The organism is Brevundimonas kwangchunensis (assembly GCF_039523815.1).
GTDB lineage: Bacteria > Pseudomonadota > Alphaproteobacteria > Caulobacterales > Caulobacteraceae > Brevundimonas > Brevundimonas kwangchunensis.
In genome coordinates, this window is record NZ_BAAAGA010000002.1 from 471683 (window position 1) to 488386 (window position 16704).

20 protein-coding genes and 1 tRNA gene are annotated in these 16704 nt (G+C 65.5%); 13 read left to right on the plus strand and 8 right to left on the minus strand.

What is annotated here, in order from left to right; translation table 11 throughout:
* Positions 1-544: phage terminase large subunit family protein (locus ABDZ95_RS07300; RefSeq protein WP_486303254.1), on the plus strand; the 544-nt coding region annotated here is incomplete at its 5' end.
* Between the two features lie 412 nt (positions 545-956).
* Positions 957-2159 (plus strand): site-specific DNA-methyltransferase, encoded by a 1203-nt coding sequence (locus tag ABDZ95_RS07305; RefSeq protein ID WP_343792190.1) that lies wholly within the window; start codon positions 957-959, stop codon positions 2157-2159.
* Here the strand turns inward: ABDZ95_RS07305 and ABDZ95_RS07310 are convergent.
* Positions 2127-3014, minus strand: a complete 888-nt coding sequence (locus ABDZ95_RS07310) for a hypothetical protein (protein WP_343792192.1) — start codon at positions 3012-3014, stop codon at positions 2127-2129. The genes ABDZ95_RS07305 and ABDZ95_RS07310 overlap by 33 nt on opposite strands.
* A gap of 46 nt (positions 3015-3060) precedes the next feature.
* Positions 3061-5043: an acetyl-CoA carboxylase biotin carboxylase subunit gene (locus tag ABDZ95_RS07315; RefSeq protein WP_343792194.1), complete on the minus strand. Its 1983-nt coding sequence runs from the start codon at positions 5041-5043 to the stop codon at positions 3061-3063.
* A 127-nt stretch (positions 5044-5170) separates the two neighbouring features.
* Here ABDZ95_RS07315 and ABDZ95_RS07320 point away from each other — a divergent pair, with 127 nt between their 5' ends.
* The 4 genes from ABDZ95_RS07320 to ABDZ95_RS07335 all read left to right on the plus strand — a co-directional run bounded on the left by ABDZ95_RS07320 (position 5171) and on the right by ABDZ95_RS07335 (position 8087).
* Positions 5171-6664 carry a hypothetical protein gene (locus ABDZ95_RS07320; RefSeq protein WP_343792196.1) on the plus strand — a complete coding sequence of 498 codons (1494 nt, stop codon included), beginning with the start codon at positions 5171-5173 and terminating at the stop codon, positions 6662-6664.
* Between the two features lie 105 nt (positions 6665-6769).
* Positions 6770-6943 (plus strand): hypothetical protein, encoded by a 174-nt coding sequence (locus tag ABDZ95_RS07325; protein ID WP_343792198.1) that lies wholly within the window; start codon positions 6770-6772, stop codon positions 6941-6943.
* 44 nt (positions 6944-6987) lie between these two features.
* Positions 6988-7452, plus strand: a complete 465-nt coding sequence (gene msrB / locus ABDZ95_RS07330; RefSeq protein ID WP_343792200.1) for a peptide-methionine (R)-S-oxide reductase MsrB — start codon at positions 6988-6990, stop codon at positions 7450-7452.
* Between the two features lie 47 nt (positions 7453-7499).
* On the plus strand, positions 7500-8087 hold the full coding sequence (locus ABDZ95_RS07335; RefSeq protein WP_343792202.1) for a hypothetical protein: 588 nt from the start codon (positions 7500-7502) through the stop codon (positions 8085-8087).
* Between the two features lie 289 nt (positions 8088-8376).
* Here ABDZ95_RS07335 and arsC read toward each other — a convergent pair whose 3' ends face one another.
* From arsC to ABDZ95_RS07350, 3 genes are read right to left on the minus strand one after another with little or no spacing between them, the layout of a single operon-like run.
* Positions 8377-8778, minus strand: a complete 402-nt coding sequence (gene arsC, locus ABDZ95_RS07340) for an arsenate reductase (glutaredoxin) (protein ID WP_343792204.1) — start codon at positions 8776-8778, stop codon at positions 8377-8379.
* Positions 8775-9827 (minus strand): ACR3 family arsenite efflux transporter, encoded by a 1053-nt coding sequence (gene arsB / locus ABDZ95_RS07345; protein ID WP_343792206.1) that lies wholly within the window; start codon positions 9825-9827, stop codon positions 8775-8777. Before arsB ends, arsC begins: the two co-directional genes overlap by 4 nt.
* 9 nt (positions 9828-9836) lie before the next feature.
* Positions 9837-10193 (minus strand): ArsR/SmtB family transcription factor, encoded by a 357-nt coding sequence (locus ABDZ95_RS07350; RefSeq protein WP_343792208.1) that lies wholly within the window; start codon positions 10191-10193, stop codon positions 9837-9839.
* Between the two features lie 38 nt (positions 10194-10231).
* Here ABDZ95_RS07350 and arsH point away from each other — a divergent pair, with 38 nt between their 5' ends.
* Entirely contained in the window at positions 10232-10957 is a 726-nt protein-coding gene (gene arsH / locus ABDZ95_RS07355; RefSeq protein ID WP_343792210.1) for an arsenical resistance protein ArsH, read from the plus strand.
* A gap of 41 nt (positions 10958-10998) precedes the next feature.
* Here the strand turns inward: arsH and ABDZ95_RS07360 are convergent, their stop codons facing one another.
* Positions 10999-11670, minus strand: a complete 672-nt coding sequence (locus ABDZ95_RS07360) for a hypothetical protein (RefSeq protein ID WP_343792212.1) — start codon at positions 11668-11670, stop codon at positions 10999-11001.
* 379 nt (positions 11671-12049) lie between these two features.
* Between ABDZ95_RS07360 and ABDZ95_RS07365 the strand changes: the two genes are divergently transcribed.
* Together ABDZ95_RS07365 and ABDZ95_RS07370 are read left to right on the plus strand one after the other, a co-directional pair.
* Positions 12050-12526: a hypothetical protein gene (locus ABDZ95_RS07365; protein ID WP_343792214.1), complete on the plus strand. Its 477-nt coding sequence runs from the start codon at positions 12050-12052 to the stop codon at positions 12524-12526.
* A gap of 115 nt (positions 12527-12641) precedes the next feature.
* Positions 12642-13061, plus strand: coding sequence for a hypothetical protein (locus ABDZ95_RS07370; protein ID WP_343792216.1), 420 nt, complete (start codon positions 12642-12644; stop codon positions 13059-13061).
* Positions 13062-13210: 149 nt separating this feature from the next.
* Here the strand turns inward: ABDZ95_RS07370 and ABDZ95_RS07375 are convergent.
* A tRNA-Thr gene (locus ABDZ95_RS07375) sits at positions 13211-13285 on the minus strand.
* A gap of 156 nt (positions 13286-13441) precedes the next feature.
* Between ABDZ95_RS07375 and ABDZ95_RS07380 the strand changes: the two genes are divergently transcribed.
* The 4 genes from ABDZ95_RS07380 to ABDZ95_RS07395 all read left to right on the plus strand — a co-directional run bounded on the left by ABDZ95_RS07380 (position 13442) and on the right by ABDZ95_RS07395 (position 15982).
* Positions 13442-13663, plus strand: coding sequence for a hypothetical protein (locus ABDZ95_RS07380; RefSeq protein ID WP_343792218.1), 222 nt, complete (start codon positions 13442-13444; stop codon positions 13661-13663).
* 102 nt (positions 13664-13765) lie between these two features.
* Positions 13766-15055 (plus strand): UDP-N-acetylglucosamine 1-carboxyvinyltransferase, encoded by a 1290-nt coding sequence (gene murA, locus ABDZ95_RS07385; RefSeq protein WP_343792220.1) that lies wholly within the window; start codon positions 13766-13768, stop codon positions 15053-15055.
* Complete coding sequence (locus ABDZ95_RS07390) at positions 15045-15524, plus strand: DUF2948 family protein (protein WP_343792222.1); 480 nt, start codon at positions 15045-15047, stop codon at positions 15522-15524. Before murA ends, ABDZ95_RS07390 begins: the two co-directional genes overlap by 11 nt.
* Entirely contained in the window at positions 15521-15982 is a 462-nt protein-coding gene (locus ABDZ95_RS07395; protein ID WP_343792224.1) for a UPF0262 family protein, read from the plus strand. The genes ABDZ95_RS07390 and ABDZ95_RS07395 overlap by 4 nt, the downstream gene beginning before the upstream one ends.
* A gap of 193 nt (positions 15983-16175) precedes the next feature.
* Here ABDZ95_RS07395 and ABDZ95_RS07400 read toward each other — a convergent pair whose 3' ends face one another.
* A complete protein-coding gene (locus ABDZ95_RS07400) occupies positions 16176-16523 on the minus strand; it encodes an endonuclease domain-containing protein (RefSeq protein WP_343792227.1) in 348 nt (115 codons plus the stop codon).
* Between the last annotated feature and the right edge of the window lie 181 nt (positions 16524-16704).

A 16704-nucleotide genomic window follows, 5' to 3' on the forward strand; every position in this document is an offset into this window, starting at 1 on the left:
ACCTTCTCCCCCGAGGGGAGAAGGGGACGGCGCGCGCTTCCACCGCATCGTCGTCGCCATCGACCCGCCGGCCACGGCCACGGGCGACGCCTGCGGGATCGTGGCCGTGGGCGCGCGGGTCCGGGCGGACGGGGTCCGCGAGGCGGTGGTGCTGGCGGATCGGTCGGCCCGGGGGCTGTCGCCGGAGGGGTGGGCGCGGCGGGCTCGGGATCTGGCGGCCGAGGTCGGCGCCCACGCCCTGGTGGCCGAGGTCAATCAGGGCGGCGACATGGTCAAGTCGGTGCTGAAGGCCGCCGGCGTCAGCCTGCCGCTGCGGGCGGTGCGCGCCACCCGCGGCAAGGCCCTGCGCGCCGAACCCGTCGCCGCCCTCTACGAACAGGGCCGCATCCGCCACGCCGTCCCCGTCCCCGAACTGGAGGAGGAACTGATGGCCATGGGCGCCGGGGACGAAGGCTCGCTGGACCGCGCGGATGCGCTGGTGTGGGCGGTGACGGACCTGCTGGTGGAGCGGACGGGGGAGGGGCCAAGGGCGAGGTGGGTGTGATGGCGTAACCAAGTCGACTTGTGGCTTCGAACAGCCATACGAATTGCATGCCTCGCCAATCCGCAGGCTGCCAAGTCGATATGCGATGGGCTCGAATCTCGCTAAGGAGTGCCTGACAGCCGCTCGCCGCGCTTGGGTTCGAGCCGCCGGTCTGTCGAAAGCCGTAGCGCTAACTCGTCAACCGACACCCGTAGCGATCCAACGCGCGACTTGTTCTTTATTTGTTCGCGCTCTTTCGCTAGGGTCGCGGTGCCGCAAAAATTGGCGGGCGGCCTCGTTCGCGTCGGTTAGACTGTGAGTTGTTGGATAAGCTGGTCAGATGGCAACTGGATCAACAATCATTGGAAAGCCGCGTCCGCGAGCTGATTGGCATTTCGCGTACGACGGTCGTGCCTCGTCAGCTGAGGTGCTCATGGGCCCTAGCGCCGTGGTTAGTCGGCTAGGCTATTTTGGCGCAGAAAGTGCTGACAATCGTCTTTTGGCGGGCGACAATTTGGGGATCCTACGTTCGCTTCGATCCGATCCCAATGTGTGCGGAAAGGTGCGTCTGGCGTACATTGATCCGCCTTATGCGACGGGTTTCGCGTTTGAGAGCGCGACAATCGGCTCCGCCTATTCCGATCATCTCCAAGGTTCGGATTACATCGAGTCCCTGCGCAAACGGATAATCGTCCTGAGAGATCTTCTCGCTGACGATGGCTCTATCTATCTGCATCTCGACGCGACGATGATCTTTCATGCGAAGATCATTATGGATGAAGTGTTTGGTGCGGATAACTTCCGCAGTTTTATTACAAGAGTGAAGTGTAATCCAAAGAACCAGACTCGTAACCATTATGGTGATGTTTGTGATTACATTTTGTTTTATTCGAAAACCAGATTCTACGTCTGGAATCAGCCGGTCGAGCGATGGTCGGATGAAGCTGGCGCGAAAGAGTTCAATTGCGTTGAGCAGGCGACCGGGCGTCGATTCAAAAAGGTGCCGTGCCATCTTCCCGGAGTTCGTAATGGAGCAACCGGAAGTCTTTGGCGAGGCAAAGCTCCTCCACCCGGAAAGCACTGGGTGCACTCGCCGAAAAAGTTGGACGAGATGGACGCCAAAGGAGAGATTTACTGGTCGCCGTCAGGCAATCCACGTCGCAAGCTTTATCTTGATCAAGCGGCAGGCAAACGTCGATCCAATCTCTGGCCCGATTTTCGGGACACGCAAAATCAGAACGCAAGGATCACCGGTTATCCGACCGAGAAAAATCTTGAGATGATGCGAATGATTGTAGAAGCCTCGTCTAATCCCGGTGATATCGTTCTCGACGCCTACGGGGGCAGTGGAACGACGCTGGCGGCGGCCGGGGAGTTGGGCCGCAGGTGGATCGGAATTGATGAGTCACCGGCGGCTATCCGAACGGCATTGGAGAGGCTTGTCCGGGGTACGCCCGTCATGGGAAGTCACGCGAGGAACAACTACGTTAAACGAGGCAATGGAGGCGTGGTCGGAGAGGCCGAGCACTCATTCCAGCTGTTCGTGGATCGCGCCAACTCCGACTTGAAAAGAAACCTAGAGGCAGCTCTGCAAGAAGAGCCTCTAGTCCTTACCTTCAAGCCAGTCGCGACTTAGTCGCTCTGAAACCATCTTTAGTGTCAAGACCATTACTCGTAGTTCATCGTCCACGATGTTGTTGGTTTCAAGACGTCCGTAGTCGGTCCACATGCTGCCGAGTAGCAGTCCAGGGCCGTCATTTACGAATAGTACTCGGATAGGGATACGACGGCGCGCGGCCCAAGCCATGATTTTCTCGACCTTGTCCTGATTTCCACCCGTTCGATCATCCTCCTGAGATCCCCCGCGGTCCGAGTCGTAATGGGCAAACCCGACGACCAAGGGTGCGGTGTCAATTTTTCTCAATATGACGAAGTCAGCGGGGACAATCTTTGCAAACTTCGGAAGAACGGTCGCCAACTGGACGTCAGCTCCAGCGCGTCTCGGGCCAGCTATAAGGTAGTCATGCCCATACATTTTCTCGAAGACGTCGAAAAACTCTTCGGTGAGCACGTAGCCAGGAGTGCCCCGATCGTGATGTTCCCACAAGACGGCAGCTAGTGCCTCATCATCGCTTGGCCTTGCACTGAAAAGACGACGAACATCACTTAGATCGCGAAATGATGGGCCGAAATTGTCGACTATGACCTGCTGTCTTGTCTTGACCTTTAGCATCTCCACCGACGTCATCGGTGAAACATACTTCCGGAAACAACGAAGCATTTGGATGCGCAGATCGCCCCCAATAAGGTTGATGCGTTGTAGTAGATCTATAGAGGATTGAGCCTCTGAAAGGAGTTGTCCGAATCTTTCGAATACGTCTGCATACAGACGTTTGGCGTCTTCGAGGTAATCCGGATAAAATGGGCGATCTTGAGAGGTGACGTATTTACTAGCATCGTTCTTGTAATCGCCAAAAAGTCGGAGATTCATTATGTTTTCTCTGGAGATCATAAGAAGTGGTAGTGGCGTTCCGAGCTTACCCGAACTCCACCAGCACATCGTCCGCCGCCACCGGATCGCCGGCCCTGGCGCTGACCGCCTTCACCACGCCGTCGCGTTCGGCCTTGAGGATGTTCTGCATCTTCATGGCTTCGATGATGGCGACGGTTTCGCCGGTCTTGACCTCCTGGCCCACGGAGACCGGGATGGCGACGACCAGGCCGGGCATGGGGGAGAGAACCAGTTTCGAGGTGTCGGCGGCCTGTTTCTCGGGCAGGCGGGCGTAGAGCTCGGCCAGGCGCGGGGTCAGGACGCGGACGCGGGCGCGGGCGGCGCGGTGGCGGATGGAGAAGCCGTCGGCGACGCGGGCGACCTCGGCGGTGAAGGGCTCTCCGTCGAGGGTGGCGCGGAACTGGGGCAGGCCGGGGCGCCAGTCGATGTCGGTCAAGCGGGCGTGGCCGCCGGCGGTGAAGGCGAGGAGAAGAGCTTCGTCCTCGTCGTAGGACAGGCTGACGCCGTGCGGCTGGCGGTCGATCAGGACGGTCCAGTCGGTGCGGTCGGACGGGTCGCCGGACTGTTCGGCGGCGATCTCGTTCATGGCGACGGCGGCGGCGATCAGGATGTGCGTCTGGCGCTCGCTGGGGGTTAGGCCGTGGAAGCCGTCGGGGAACTCGTCCTTGATGTAGCTGGTGGCGATGTTCCCGCTGCGGAAGCGGGGCTGGTCCATGACGGCGGCGAGGAAGGGCACGTTGTGGCCCAGGCCGGCCAGATGGGTGTCCTCCAGCGCGCGGGCCATGCCGTCCAGGGCCTCGTCGCGGGTCGGGGCCCATGAGCACAGCTTGGCGATCATGGGGTCGTAGAACATGCTGATCTCGTCGCCCTCGCGAACGCCGGAATCGTTGCGGACCGTGTAGCCGTCCTCGTGCGGGCCTTCCTCGGGCTGCTCGTAGCGGACGAGGCGGCCGATGGAGGGCAGGAAGCCGCGGTAGGGGTCCTCGGCGTAGATGCGGCTCTCGATGGCCCAGCCGTTGATGGACAGGTCTTCCTGCCTGAAGGCGAGGTGCTCGCCCCAGGCGGAGCGGATCATCTGCTCGACCAGGTCGACGCCGGTGATCAGCTCGGTGACCGGGTGCTCGACCTGCAGGCGGGTGTTCATCTCCAGGAAGTAGAAGCTCTTGTCCTGACCGGCGACGAACTCGACCGTGCCGGCGCTGTCGTAGTTGACCGCCTTGGCGAGGGCGACGGCCTGGGCGCCCATGGCCATGCGGGTGGCCTCGTCCAGCAGGGGGGAGGGGGCCTCCTCGATGACCTTCTGGTTGCGGCGCTGGATCGAGCATTCGCGCTCGAACAGGTGGACGACATTGCCGTGCCTGTCGCCCAGCACCTGGATCTCGATGTGGCGCGGGTCGACGATGAATTTCTCGAGGAAGACGCGGTCGTCGCCGAAGGCGGCCATGGCCTCGGCTTTCACGGCGGCGAAGCCCTCGGCCATGTCGGCGTCGGAGTGGGCCACGCGGATGCCCTTGCCGCCGCCGCCGGCCGAGGCCTTGATCATGACGGGGTAGCCGATGCCGGCGGCGATCTTCACCGCCTCCTCGGGTGTGTCGATCAGGCCCATGTGGCCGGGGACGGTGGAGACGCCGGCCTCGGCGGCGAACTTCTTGGACGTGATCTTGTCGCCCATGGCGTCGATCGCCTCGGGGTTCGGACCGATGAAGGCGATGCCCTCGTCGCGGAGGCGGCGGGCGAAGCCGGCGTTCTCGGACAGGAAGCCGAAGCCGGGGTGGACGGCCTGTGCGCCAGTCTGCCGCACGGCCTCAACGATCCGGTCCGCCAGCAGGTAGGACTGGGCCGCGGGGGCGGGGCCGATCAGGACGGCCTCGTCGGCCATCTCGACCGCCAGCGAACCGGCGTCGGCTTCCGAGTATACCTGGACCGTGGCGATGCCCATGCGGCGGCAGGTCTTGATGATGCGGACGGCGATCTCGCCCCGGTTCGCGATGAGGATCTTGGAGAACATGACGCCCCGATTAGGCCGCGTTCGGCGGCGAGTAAACGGGCGGAGCGACGAGCGGGGGTTGGCAAGCCCCGCGCCGATACGCTTTAACGCTTTCGCCTTTTTATCGGACCCCGGAGCCCGAGAGTAGATGAACCGCCTTTTGACCGCCGCCGCCACCGCGGCCCTCGTGCTCACCGCCTCCGCCGGAGCCGCCTTCGCGCAGGACTTCCGCGAGCTGGCCCGCCAGGACCTGCAGGCCGCCCATGACCAGCTGGCCGCCAACCACCCCGCCGCCGCGGTGCAGAGCCCGGCCAGCCAGAGCTTCCGCGCGTGGATCGACGCCGGCCTGCAGGAATCGCTGGGCCTGGCCAACCGCGTGAACAGCGGCGACGCCCACGCCTATCTGCTGAACTACTATGCCGGCGGCTTCCGCGACTCGAACATCTCGCTGCGCCCGACGTTCGAGGGCATGGGGCCGTTCTTCGGCACCAGCTGGCCGGGCTTCACCACGGGCTGGCGCGACGGCAAGTACGTCGTGACCTACGTCAAGCCGGGCACGCGCGGCGCGCCGCCGGTGGGCGCCGCCGTGATGTCGTGCAACCTGACCCCGATCGCCGAATACGCCCAGCAGAAGCTGGACCGCTGGGAAGGCGACCTGACCACCGAGGCCGGCCGCGTGCAGTCGGCCCCGTACCTGCTGTGGAATCGCAACAACCCGTTCGTGGGCGGCCTGCCGTCGACCTGCGAGTTCTCGGTGAACAACCGTCGCGCCCGCGACTTCGAAATCCGCCCGATCCCGATCGTCGCCGGCGATCTGGAAGCCGCCTACCGCGCCACCGTCTACACCCCGACGGCGACGCCGCTGTCGGTCGAGACCGTGAACGGCCGTCCGTGGATCAACGTCCACTCGTTCGCCGATGACGCGGGCTGGGACGCCTTCAACGCCCAGCTGGCCAGCCAGGCCGCCGCGATCCGCGGTCCTCAGGGCTTCGTGCTGGACCTGCGCGGCGCCGCGGGCACCTCGGCCTACACCTCGACCGCGCGCGGCTACGCCATGGCCAACCGCATCTGGACCCCGGAGTTCACCGTCAGCCGCCAGCCGGCCGCCGGCGAAGTGACCTACCGCGCCACCCAGGGCAACCGCGACTGGTACGCCGCGACGCTGGGCCGGATGGAAGCCGACCCGCGCTTCGTCGCCGAAGCCGGCCCGGTGATCGAGCAGACCCGCGAGATCGTCGCCGCCTTCGACGCCGCGCTCGCCGCCAACCAGCCGACCTTCACCCTCGCCGGCCGCGCCGTGGCCGCCGACACGGGCGCCGCCAACCCGATCCAGGGTCCGGTCATCGTGCTGGTGGACGCCGGCTGCTCGGGCGGCTGCCTGGACACGCTGGACCTGCTGTCGCGCCTGCCGAACGTGCGCATCGCCGGTTCGACCACGGCCACGGACACGATCTTCATCGAGCCGACCGTCAGCCGCATGCCGTCGAACTATTCGGACCTCAGCTATGGCCACAAGGCCTGGACCTCGCGCACGCGCGCCAGCGGCCAGCCGTATACGCCGGAAGCCGGCCTGACCTACACGGGCAACCCGACCGACGAGACCGCCGTGCGGACCTGGGTCAACGGCCTGTTCGGCGGCTGATCCCGTCGATCCGGACTGAAAGCGAAGGCCGGGCGCATCGTCGCCCGGCCTTTTTCATTGCCGCCAAGCTGGAACGGGAATCGGGCAACGTCGGTTAGCCGACACATGAATGACCAGTCCGACTACCTGAAATCGCAGGCGAAACTGGCCCGCAGGTTGATGACCAGCACCGACGACCCGATGGCGCTGGACCAGCTGGGCGAGTACGCGAAGGAGTGCGACGGCGAGGCGCGCCGCATCGAGGCGGACGAGACGGGCGGCCCGGACCGGATCAACTGAGCCCGGACTGGAACCGGGCGTGTCCGGCGCCTATTTTCCCTGTCATGACCGACACAATCGCCTACGACCTGACCCCGCCCACCGACGAGGAGCGCGCCCGGCTGGAGGACGCCCTGTCGCCGGAGGAGAAGCGGGTCCTGCTGGCCCACGGCACCGAGGCGCCGTTCTGCGGCACATTGCTGGGCGAGAAGCGGGCCGGGGTCTTCTGCTGCCGCGAATGCGGACTGCCGCTGTTCCGCAGCGGGACCAAGTTCGAAAGCGGCACCGGCTGGCCCAGCTTCACTCAACCCGTGGCCGAGGCCAACGTGAAGGCCGTGCGCGACGACAGCCATGGCATGGTGCGGGTCGAGACCCGCTGCGCCCGCTGCGACAGCCATCAGGGCCACGTCTTCCCCGACGGCCCGGCCCCGACGGGCCTGCGCTACTGCATCAACTCGGTGGCGCTGGAGTTCGTGGCCGAGGGCGAGGCCCTGCCGGATCCGCTGGGACGGGGTGATGGCCGGGCCTGATGCGGCCACAATCGCCCCCGAGGGTGTGACGATTACGGAGTAGGACGATGTCGGCATCCGCACTGTTCATGGCCGCCGCGATGGCCTCGGCGCTCGCTGCGACGCCGGCCGCCGCGGACGACCCGGATGGCGTCGTCGCCACCGCGCCGCGCACGCCGATCGACCTCGATCCCGCCTACACCCCCGTCGCCCCCACGGTGACCGGCGCCGCCCAGCAGGCCGCGCCCCACGGCCTGACCACCGACCAGCAGATCGACCGCTGGCTGGACGCCCGCAACCCGGATGTCCGCCCGTTCGAGAACGACGACGGCGAGGCGGCGCCCGAGCGCCGCATGCGCACCGAGATCACCGCCGGCATCGGCACCGGCGGCTTTCGCCAGTACGGCGCCGCGGTCACCCTGCCACTGGGCGACCACGGCTCGCTGGGCTTCAGCTACAACGAGGTGAAGAACGGCTATCCGATGTGGGGCTATGGCCCCGGCGAGCCGGCGCCCTGGTGGTTCGAGGACAGCGGCTATGTCTTCCCCGGCGGCCGCGATCGCGTCCGCGCCTGGGAACAGGAACGCCGCCTCCGCCGCCCCGGCGGCCCGCCGACAATCGGCGGGATGCTGTCGACGCCGACGGCGGAGGAGTAGGGGGCTCACTCCGCTCATCCCCGCGAAGGCGGGGATTCAGGGCATGCAATCGTTCAGCAGCGGTGTGTCGCAGCGCGCTCCGGATGGCCCGGGTCTGGCTTGAACAGCCGCACTGGATTCCCGCCTTCGCGGGGATGAGCGGAAGTTATGCGTCGATCTGCCCTCTTCCTGGGGGAAAGGAGAAATGAGCGTCGGAGGCCTCTGCGGCGAGTATGCAGGAACAGGGGCGTCAGAAGCGGTCGTCCAGAAGGTCAGCGCAGGGTGGAAAGCGGACCTCTGCTCTTGATCGTCAGCCCGGCACGACGACCTCTCCATCCTCCTTGGTGAAAGTCGTCGGCGGGGTGTCGAGCAATCCGAGAACGACCTCAGAAGGGCGACAAAGCCGCGTTCCCTTTGCCGCCGCGACGATCGGGCGGTTCACGATGATGGGGTGATTGACCATCGCAGAGATGATCGCCTCGTCGGAAACCGCGTCTGCAAGCAGGCCGAATTCGCGAGCGGGTGTGCCTTTCTCACGGATGAGATCGCGTAGTGGCACGCCAATCTCGCTGGAAAGGCGCCGCAGCAGTTCCGGAGTCCAGCCTGCGTGGAGATACTCGACCACCACCGGCTCTTCCCCAGACGCCCGGATCATCGCGAGCGTGTTGCGCGACGTGCCGCAGTCAGGGTTGTGATAGATCGTGACGCTCACTGGACAACTCCGTTCCCGGCGCGTCGGACCCTTGCGCCGTTTTCGTACCATGCCTTCGAGCGGTTCACGAAGGCGACCACCGTCAGCATGACGGGGACTTCAACCAACACCCCGACCACAGTTGCGAGTGCGGCTCCGGAGTGGATGCCGAACAGGGTGATCGCCGCCGCCACGGACAGCTCGAAAAAGTTGCTCGCGCCAATGAGGGCGGACGGTCCCGCCACCGAGTGCTTTTCGCCGGTTGCGCGGTTCAGCACGTAAGCCAGTCCGGCGTTGAAATAGACCTGAATGAGGATCGGCACGGCAAGGAGAGCGATAACGATGGGCTGCCCCAGCAACTTCTCCCCCTGAAAGCCGAACAGCAGCACCAGCGTCGCAAGGAGGGCGATCAGAGAGACGGGTTGGAGGATCGACAATGTGCGATCCAGTCCCCGTCCCGACCGGCCCAGCCACACACGCAGTCCTTGGGCGATGACAACGGGAACGACGATGTAGAGCAGGACCGACAGCGCCAGCGTGGACCAAGGAACGGTGATGGCCGACACGCCGAGGAGAAGCGCCACGATCGGCGCGAACGCCACGATCATGATGGCGTCGTTGAGGGCGACCTGAGACAGGGTGAAGTTCGCATCGCCCTTGGTCAGGTTGCTCCACACGAACACCATCGCTGTACAGGGCGCTGCGGCGAGCAGGATGAGGCCGGCGATGTAGCTGCTGACTTCGCCTTCCGGGAGCCACGGCCTGAAGATCACCGACAGGAAGAGCCAAGCGAGCAACGCCATCGAAAACGGCTTCACCGCCCAGTTGATGAACAGGGTCACGCTGATGCCCCGCCAGTGTCGCCCGATCTGGCGCATGGCGCTGAAGTCCACCTTAAGCAGCATGGGGACGATCATCAGCCAGATGAGGACGGCGACCGGGAGATTGATCGAGGCGGTTTCAATACGGCTGAGCGTTTCAAATGCGCCGGGAGCCCAGGCGCCGAGGGCGACACCAACCGCGATACAAAGCAGAACCCAGAGGGTGAGGTAGCGTTCGAATACCGACATCGACGGGACCTACTGACGTATCGCGGGCGGGCAGCAGATGGCCCTGGAGATGACCTCGCCAAGCGGAGCGCAGACATCCGGCGACCCCTGACAGCAATCTTCCATGAGGAAGGCCAGCAGCGCTGTCATGTGCGCATAGTCGGCGGCGTAGATGATCGACCGACCGTCGCGGGTCGATGTCGTCAGACCTGACCGTGTCAGGATCGCGAGGTTGTTCGACAGGGTGCTGGCGACCATCCCCACAGCCTCGCCCAACTTCCCGGCGGGCATCCCCTCCGGTCCTGCCCGTACGAGCGTACGGAAGATGTTCAGGCGCCCCTTGTGAGCGAGTGCGCCGAGCGCGTCGATGGCAGATGACGTTTCCATATTTCACAAATAATCAAAATATGTGGCAAGGGAAAGCCATGACCGATTTCCCCGCCCTGTCCCCCGAGTTCATCGACCAGCCGACCTTGGCGCGGCTACAGCCCGTTGCGTTCGATCACCCGCCGCGTTTCCTTATGCTGTACGGCTCCCTGCGCGAGCGGTCGTTCAGTCGTTTCCTCATAGAAGAAGCGGATCGCCTGCTCCGATCGTTCGGGGCCGAAACCCGGATCTACGATCCTCGCGGATTGCCTCAGCCGGATGGGGCCGACCCTTCCCACCCAAAGGTGCAGGAGCTACGGGAGGCGTCGCTGTGGTCGGACGGGCATGTCTGGTGCAGTCCGGAGCGTCACGGCTCCATGGCGGCCATTTTCAAGTCGCAGATTGACTGGCTGCCACTGGAGAGCGGCGGCGTCCGGCCGACCCAAGGCCGCACGCTCGCTGTCATGCAGGTCAACGCCGGATCGCAGTCCTTCAACACGGTCAACCAGCTTCGCATATTGGGGCGATGGATGCGGATGATCACCATCCCCAATCAGTCTTCTGTCGCCAAGGCGTACAACGAGTTCGACGACGACGGTCGGATGCTGCCTTCGCTCTATTACGACCGCCTCGTCGACGTGATGGAGGAGCTTTACAAGTTCACCCTGCTTACCCGAGGGCAGGCAGACTACCTGGTCGACCGCTACAGCGAGCGGAAAGACGAGGGACGTCCCGTAACGGGCGCTGACCACCTTGCTTCGCTTGCCGTGAAGCCGTCGCTCTGAACGTCCGCAACGGGTGGAAAGCGGACTCACAGTCTGGTCCGCTAAATTCCAAACAGATGTTTATCGGCATACACATATGGATAAATCTCGGGCTTGCGCCGGTCGTCATACGCCCAAGGCAGTCTCTGCCTGACGTCGGTGCGCGTCGGGCGATCCCGCGTCCACTCCACCTTGCAACGTCCCAATCGAACGCCGGGAAAAAAATCCGACAGCTCATCAGGTCTGACAATTCTGATGGATTGCGGATCGTCGAGATCCGCGAAAGTCACCATCACTGGAAGCTCCTCCGGGGCGAGGTTTAAGGTCAGCCCGCGCTGCGGTTCTGTCCACCTCGGCGGCGCTCCATTCCCCCTGAGGCGGTACACCGATTGTGGGGTCCAGAGGTCCGTGGGCTCTCGCGGCCCCTCACCAAACTGCCGGTATCCGGCTCGCGTCACAAACAGCGTACGTTGTCCGATGTCGACCGGCGCAGCATCACCGAAACAGTTGCTGTAGGACTGGTTCGATGTTGGGACCCAGCCGTAGTGCTCCCAACTCACGACCTTTCGAACACTCTCGACGTTGATCTGTCGTCCGGCGACAATCAGCGCCACCTGAAGGCGGAAGCCATACTCGCTCGTCTTTCGGGCAAGCGCCTGTTCGCAACCGGCTAAAGCAGTTGCCGCGGCGCCCGTGGCGATAACGGCTCGTCTGGTGGGATAGAGGCGGTTCACAACACAACTTTGGAACGAGCCCGTTGCGAAGTGATGAAGGCTTGGCCGCATCGGATCAACGTCCGCAATGGGTCGGAAGCGGACTTCAGGCGTTCAGCGGGAACGGACCGGAACAGAGCCGTGCCCGGCACTCCGCTCATCCCCGCGGAGGCGGGGATCCAGTACATCCAGTGGTTCAGCAGGGGCGTCTTGCAGCGCGTTTCGGATGGTCTGTGTCCGTAATCACCGGGCCGCGCTGGATCCCCGCCTTCGCGGGGATGAGCGGGTGGGGGAGTGAGGCTCGCCCGTTCGGCGGGTTGCGTCAAACTGCCTCTCGTCAGGAACAGCTGCGGTCTCAGGGCGCTGTTCCTGCATACGAAAAAGGAAAGGACAGAGGCCCATGACGGCATCGCGAACTCACGCCCTCGACGAACACGAGACCAACCTCGTCGAACAATCCCGGGATGTCGCCGACCGCCCGGATCGCGAGCTGACCGACCTGGTCAAACTGCTCCGCGCCCGGCGGGATCGGATCCAGCGGATGATACGCGCACGGTCGCGATCTGCGTCCAGAGAGGGCAAGGACAACATCGACGCCGGGGCCCGGGACAAGAAGCGTCTTCTGGTCGAGGCGCTGGACCGGACCACTGCGGAACTCAGCCGGCGCCGCGCCGGCGGGAAAAACGGTTCCGCCGCGACCGACAACCTGAGAGACGCCGTGCGCCGCAAGGCGGAAAGCCCGAGCTGGACCGGACCTGAGGACAGGACGGCGAACCCCGGGCCGGCGGAGACCCCGAACCGCCGAATCGCGCCATCGGGCGCGCTGCATGCGGAGGGCATGAGAGCGGCGATCGCACGGTCCACCGGCGACCGCTGACCCGCGGAGATTTGCGCCATGGGACCCCTGTCTGCACGGCCGAGACGTCTGCGGTCGGCCGCCAACCGGTCGTTGAGGGGAGCGCATTGATGGAAGGCCTTCGGGAGAGATGGACATGATCGCGTCGCTGGTGCTGTCGGACCTGCTGTTTCAGGAGGTCGTGGTCGGGGCCGTGGAGGCGCGGGCGGCCAGTCCGTGGGCGGAGACCTTCACCGCAAGCTGCGGCGACAACCGGCTGGAGCTGAGGCGGGTGATGCGGCCGGAAGGGCGGGCGCCGGAGGTGTTGCTGAACGGCGCGGCGCCGCGGGGTGACGTGGACGCGCTGGCGGACGAACTGGGCGGGGTGGGCGCCGCCTACCGTTTCTCGTTCCAGTGCCAGCCGGGCGACGACGCCATCCTGCTGCGGTGGGTTCGGGGACTGGCGGACGGGACCGGCAGCGTCGCGTTCCGGTCGGGCTCGGCGACGTTCGACGACGGGGCGGTGACGGCGGTGCGGTCGGAGGCCGGCGACGCGAACAGCTTCTGGTATCGCTGACGTTGTCGGAGATCCGATAACGACGGCCGGCGTCGCCCTCGCCTGATCGCCGCGGCGCGCCGATCTGCCTGCCGACTCCTCGGGGGACTGGAGAGGTGGTCGCCGAAACGACAAAGGCCCGGTCTTTCGACCGGGCCTCTGCTTTGTGGTGGTGCCGCCGGGCAGGATTGAACTGCCGACCTCAGCCTTACCAAGGATGCGCTCTACCACTGAGCTACGGCGGCGAAATCTGAGGAAGCGGCCCTATAGCCAACGTCGCGGCGGGGGGGAAGCCCTGATTTCCGAAAAGTTTGAAGACCATCGGCATGCGACGGTGGACAAGCGGGCGTTAACCCCGCCCGGGCCTTGCGTCGGGGCCCGGCGCGGGGTCTGATCGATTCATGGCCAAGCCCGAGATCACCGACGCCGACGCTCAAGGCCCCGCCGACGCGCCGCCGCCTGCGTCATCGACGCCCAAGGCCGCAACCGCGCCCGAGGTCGCCGCGCCCCAGACCGCCGCGGCCAAGGCCAAGGCCGAGAAGGCGCTGAGGCTGGCGCAGTCGCTGCGGGCCAACCTGCGTCGCCGCAAGGTCGCGGCCAGGCCTGCAAGACAGAGCAACTGAAAGTCATCGGCTCGCGTTTGCGGCCGACCTTTCACAGGCGCCCCCGACCGCGCTAGATAGCCGATCCGCCGCCGCCTCTCGCTGCGGCCTGCAAGAGACGACATGGACAGCATCGCCATCACCGGCGGCGCCACCCTGAACGGTTCGATTCCGGTCAGCGGCGCCAAGAACTCCGCCCTCAAGCTGATGGCGGCGTCGATCCTGACGGACCAGCCGCTGCTGCTGACCAACATGCCGCGACTGGCGGACACGAAATTCCTGGGCCGACTGCTGCGCGAACTGGGGGTCGAGGTGACCGAGCGCGACGGGGCGGACGGGCAGGAGACCCTGTTTGACGGCCGTCAGATCCGCTCGACCTTCGCGCCCTATGATCTGGTGCGGCAGATGCGGGCCAGCTTCAATGTGCTTGGGCCGCTGCTGGCGCGCACGGGCGAGGCCAAGGTCTCGCTGCCGGGCGGCTGCACCATCGGCGCGCGTCCGGTGGATCTGCACCTGCAGGCGATGACGGCGCTGGGCGCCGAGATCGAACTGGAGGAGGGTTATGTCACCGCCCGCGCGCCCAAGGGGCTGCAAGGGGCGGAGATCGAGTTTCCGTTCGTCTCGGTCGGGGCGACCGAACACGCCCTGCTGGCGGCGGTGATGGCCAATGGCACGACGGTTCTGAGAAAGGCCGCGCGCGAGCCGGAGATCGGCGATCTGGCCCGCTGCCTGATGGCCATGGGCGCGAAGATCGAAGGCGTGGACACCGATGTGCTGACCATCACCGGCGTTCCGACGCTGGGCGGCGCGACCTGGTCGGTGATTCCCGACCGGATCGAGATGGGCTCGTATGCCGTGGCGGCCGCGATGGCGGGGGGCGAGGTGCGGCTGACGAAGGCGCGCGCGGAACTGATGACCGCCCTGACCGAAAAGATGGTCGCTGCGGGCGTCGAGGTGACGCCGACCGACGACGGCGTGATCGTCAAGCGCGATCCGAAGCAGCGGCTGAAGGCGGTGGATCTGGAGACCGAGGTCTATCCCGGCTTCGCCACGGACCTGCAGGCGCAGTTCATGACGCTGATGACGACGGCGGAGGGCGACAGCACCATCCGCGAGACCATCTTCGAGAACCGTTTCATGCACGCGCCGGAGCTGGCGCGGCTGGGGGCGGACATCCACGTTCATGCCGGCGAGGCGGTGGTGAAGGGCGTCGAGAGCCTGCGCGGGGCGCAGGTGATGGCGACCGACCTGCGGGCTTCTGTCAGTCTGGTCATCGCCGGTCTTGTGGCCGAAGGTGAGACGACGGTCGGACGGGTCTATCATCTGGATCGCGGTTTCGAGCGTTTGGAAGAGAAGCTGGGCGCGTGCGGCGCGGATATCCGGCGGATCAAGGGCGAGGCGGATGAGCACTGAGGCGGTCGGCGCGATCGATGAGACGGCGGTGAAGACGCCGGTCGAACCGTTGCGCCTGCTGGCCGAGGACGCCGACGACCTGAGCATCATGTCCGCGGCGCTGCAGGACGCGATCCTGCGGCCGGTGGATATCGTCTGGGAGCCGACGGCGCGCCGGGTGACCCTGAGCCTGAGCCGGTTCTGCTGGGAATGCGGCGGGACCCGCGTGATGGCGGCGATGCAGTTCGGCGACGTCAGCGCGGTGAAGAGCCGCCGCCTGCCGCGCGGGCCGGAGAACGCGCTGGAACTGCTGGCCATGCATTTCGAAGAGGCCGAGGCGCCGGGCGGGCGGGTGATCATGATGTTCGCCGGCGGCGGCGACCTGCGGATCGACGTGGAATGCCTGGACGCGGTGCTGACCGACCTGTCGGAGCGCTGGCCGGCCCGGATCGCGCCGACTCATCTGGAAGACGGGAGCGCGCCCGCGTGAGCGAGCACCGGCTGACCTCGATCGAGCTGGATGCGGCCAGCCTGCCGGCGTCGTCGGCCGAGATCGAGCACGAGCGCCGCGTGGCCATCTTCGACATCGTCGAGAAGAACGCCTTCCAGCCTGCGGGGGCGGAGAGCGGACCGTATGCGCTGAAGATGTCGTCGCAGGACGGCCGGCTGGTGTTCGACATCGCCGGGCCGGGCTTCACCAAGGCCCACGGCCTGTCGATGTCGCCGCTGAACAAGGTGATCAAGGACTACATCGACATCTGCGACAGCTATTACGAGGTGCTGCGTGGGACCGACGTGGGCAAGATCGAGGCGATCGACATGGGCCGCCGGGGTTTGCACAACGAAGGCGCCGAACTGCTGAAGTCGCGCCTCGAGGGCAAGATCGACATCGACCACGAGACGGCGAGACGGTTGTTCACGCTGGTGACGGCGTTGTACCGGCGGTGACGCGCCGAAGTGGCTAGTGATTAGTGGCTAGTGGTTAGTGTCGGAGCTCCGGATCTGCTCCAGCGGGCCGCGACGGTTCGACCAGTCTCCCACCAGCCACTAATCACTGGCCACTCGCTGGCTGCGTCGCCCCCTCCGTCACGCCGCTGCCGCGGCGCGCCACCTCCCCATTGCTTCGCAACGGGGAGGAAAATCAGAGGCGCGTTCTGGCGGTGTGGCTGATGAAGCTGAGGACGCTGTCGAGCTCGTCGCGGACGTGCAGGGCCGGGATGCGGATGACGTGGATCCCTTTCGCGCCGAGCCAGGCGGTGCGGCGGATATGATGGGCGGCGCGGTTGTCGTGGCCGGCGCCGTCGATCTCGACGGCCAGTTTCGCCGCCGCGCAATAGAAATCGAGGATGTACGGGCCGATCGGGTGTTGCTTCCGGAACCCGAGGCCGTCGAGCTTGTCGCCCTTCAGGCAGCGCCACAGGCGAGCTTCCGGCGGCGTCAGGGCCTTTCGCATCCGCCGGGCGCGTTCGTAGCTGATGCCGTCAGCCATGATTGGCTCCAAGTGTGCAACCCCCTAGTTATACGAGCGCGCACAAGTTGTCTCCTCCCCGTTGCGAAGCGATGGGGAGGTGGCGCGGCGCAGATATGCGCCGTGACGGAGGGGGCGGCGGTGGCGGTTGGAGTTTTGCGGGAGAAACGAAAGTCAGCGTCGACCCCTCCGTCTCTCCGGC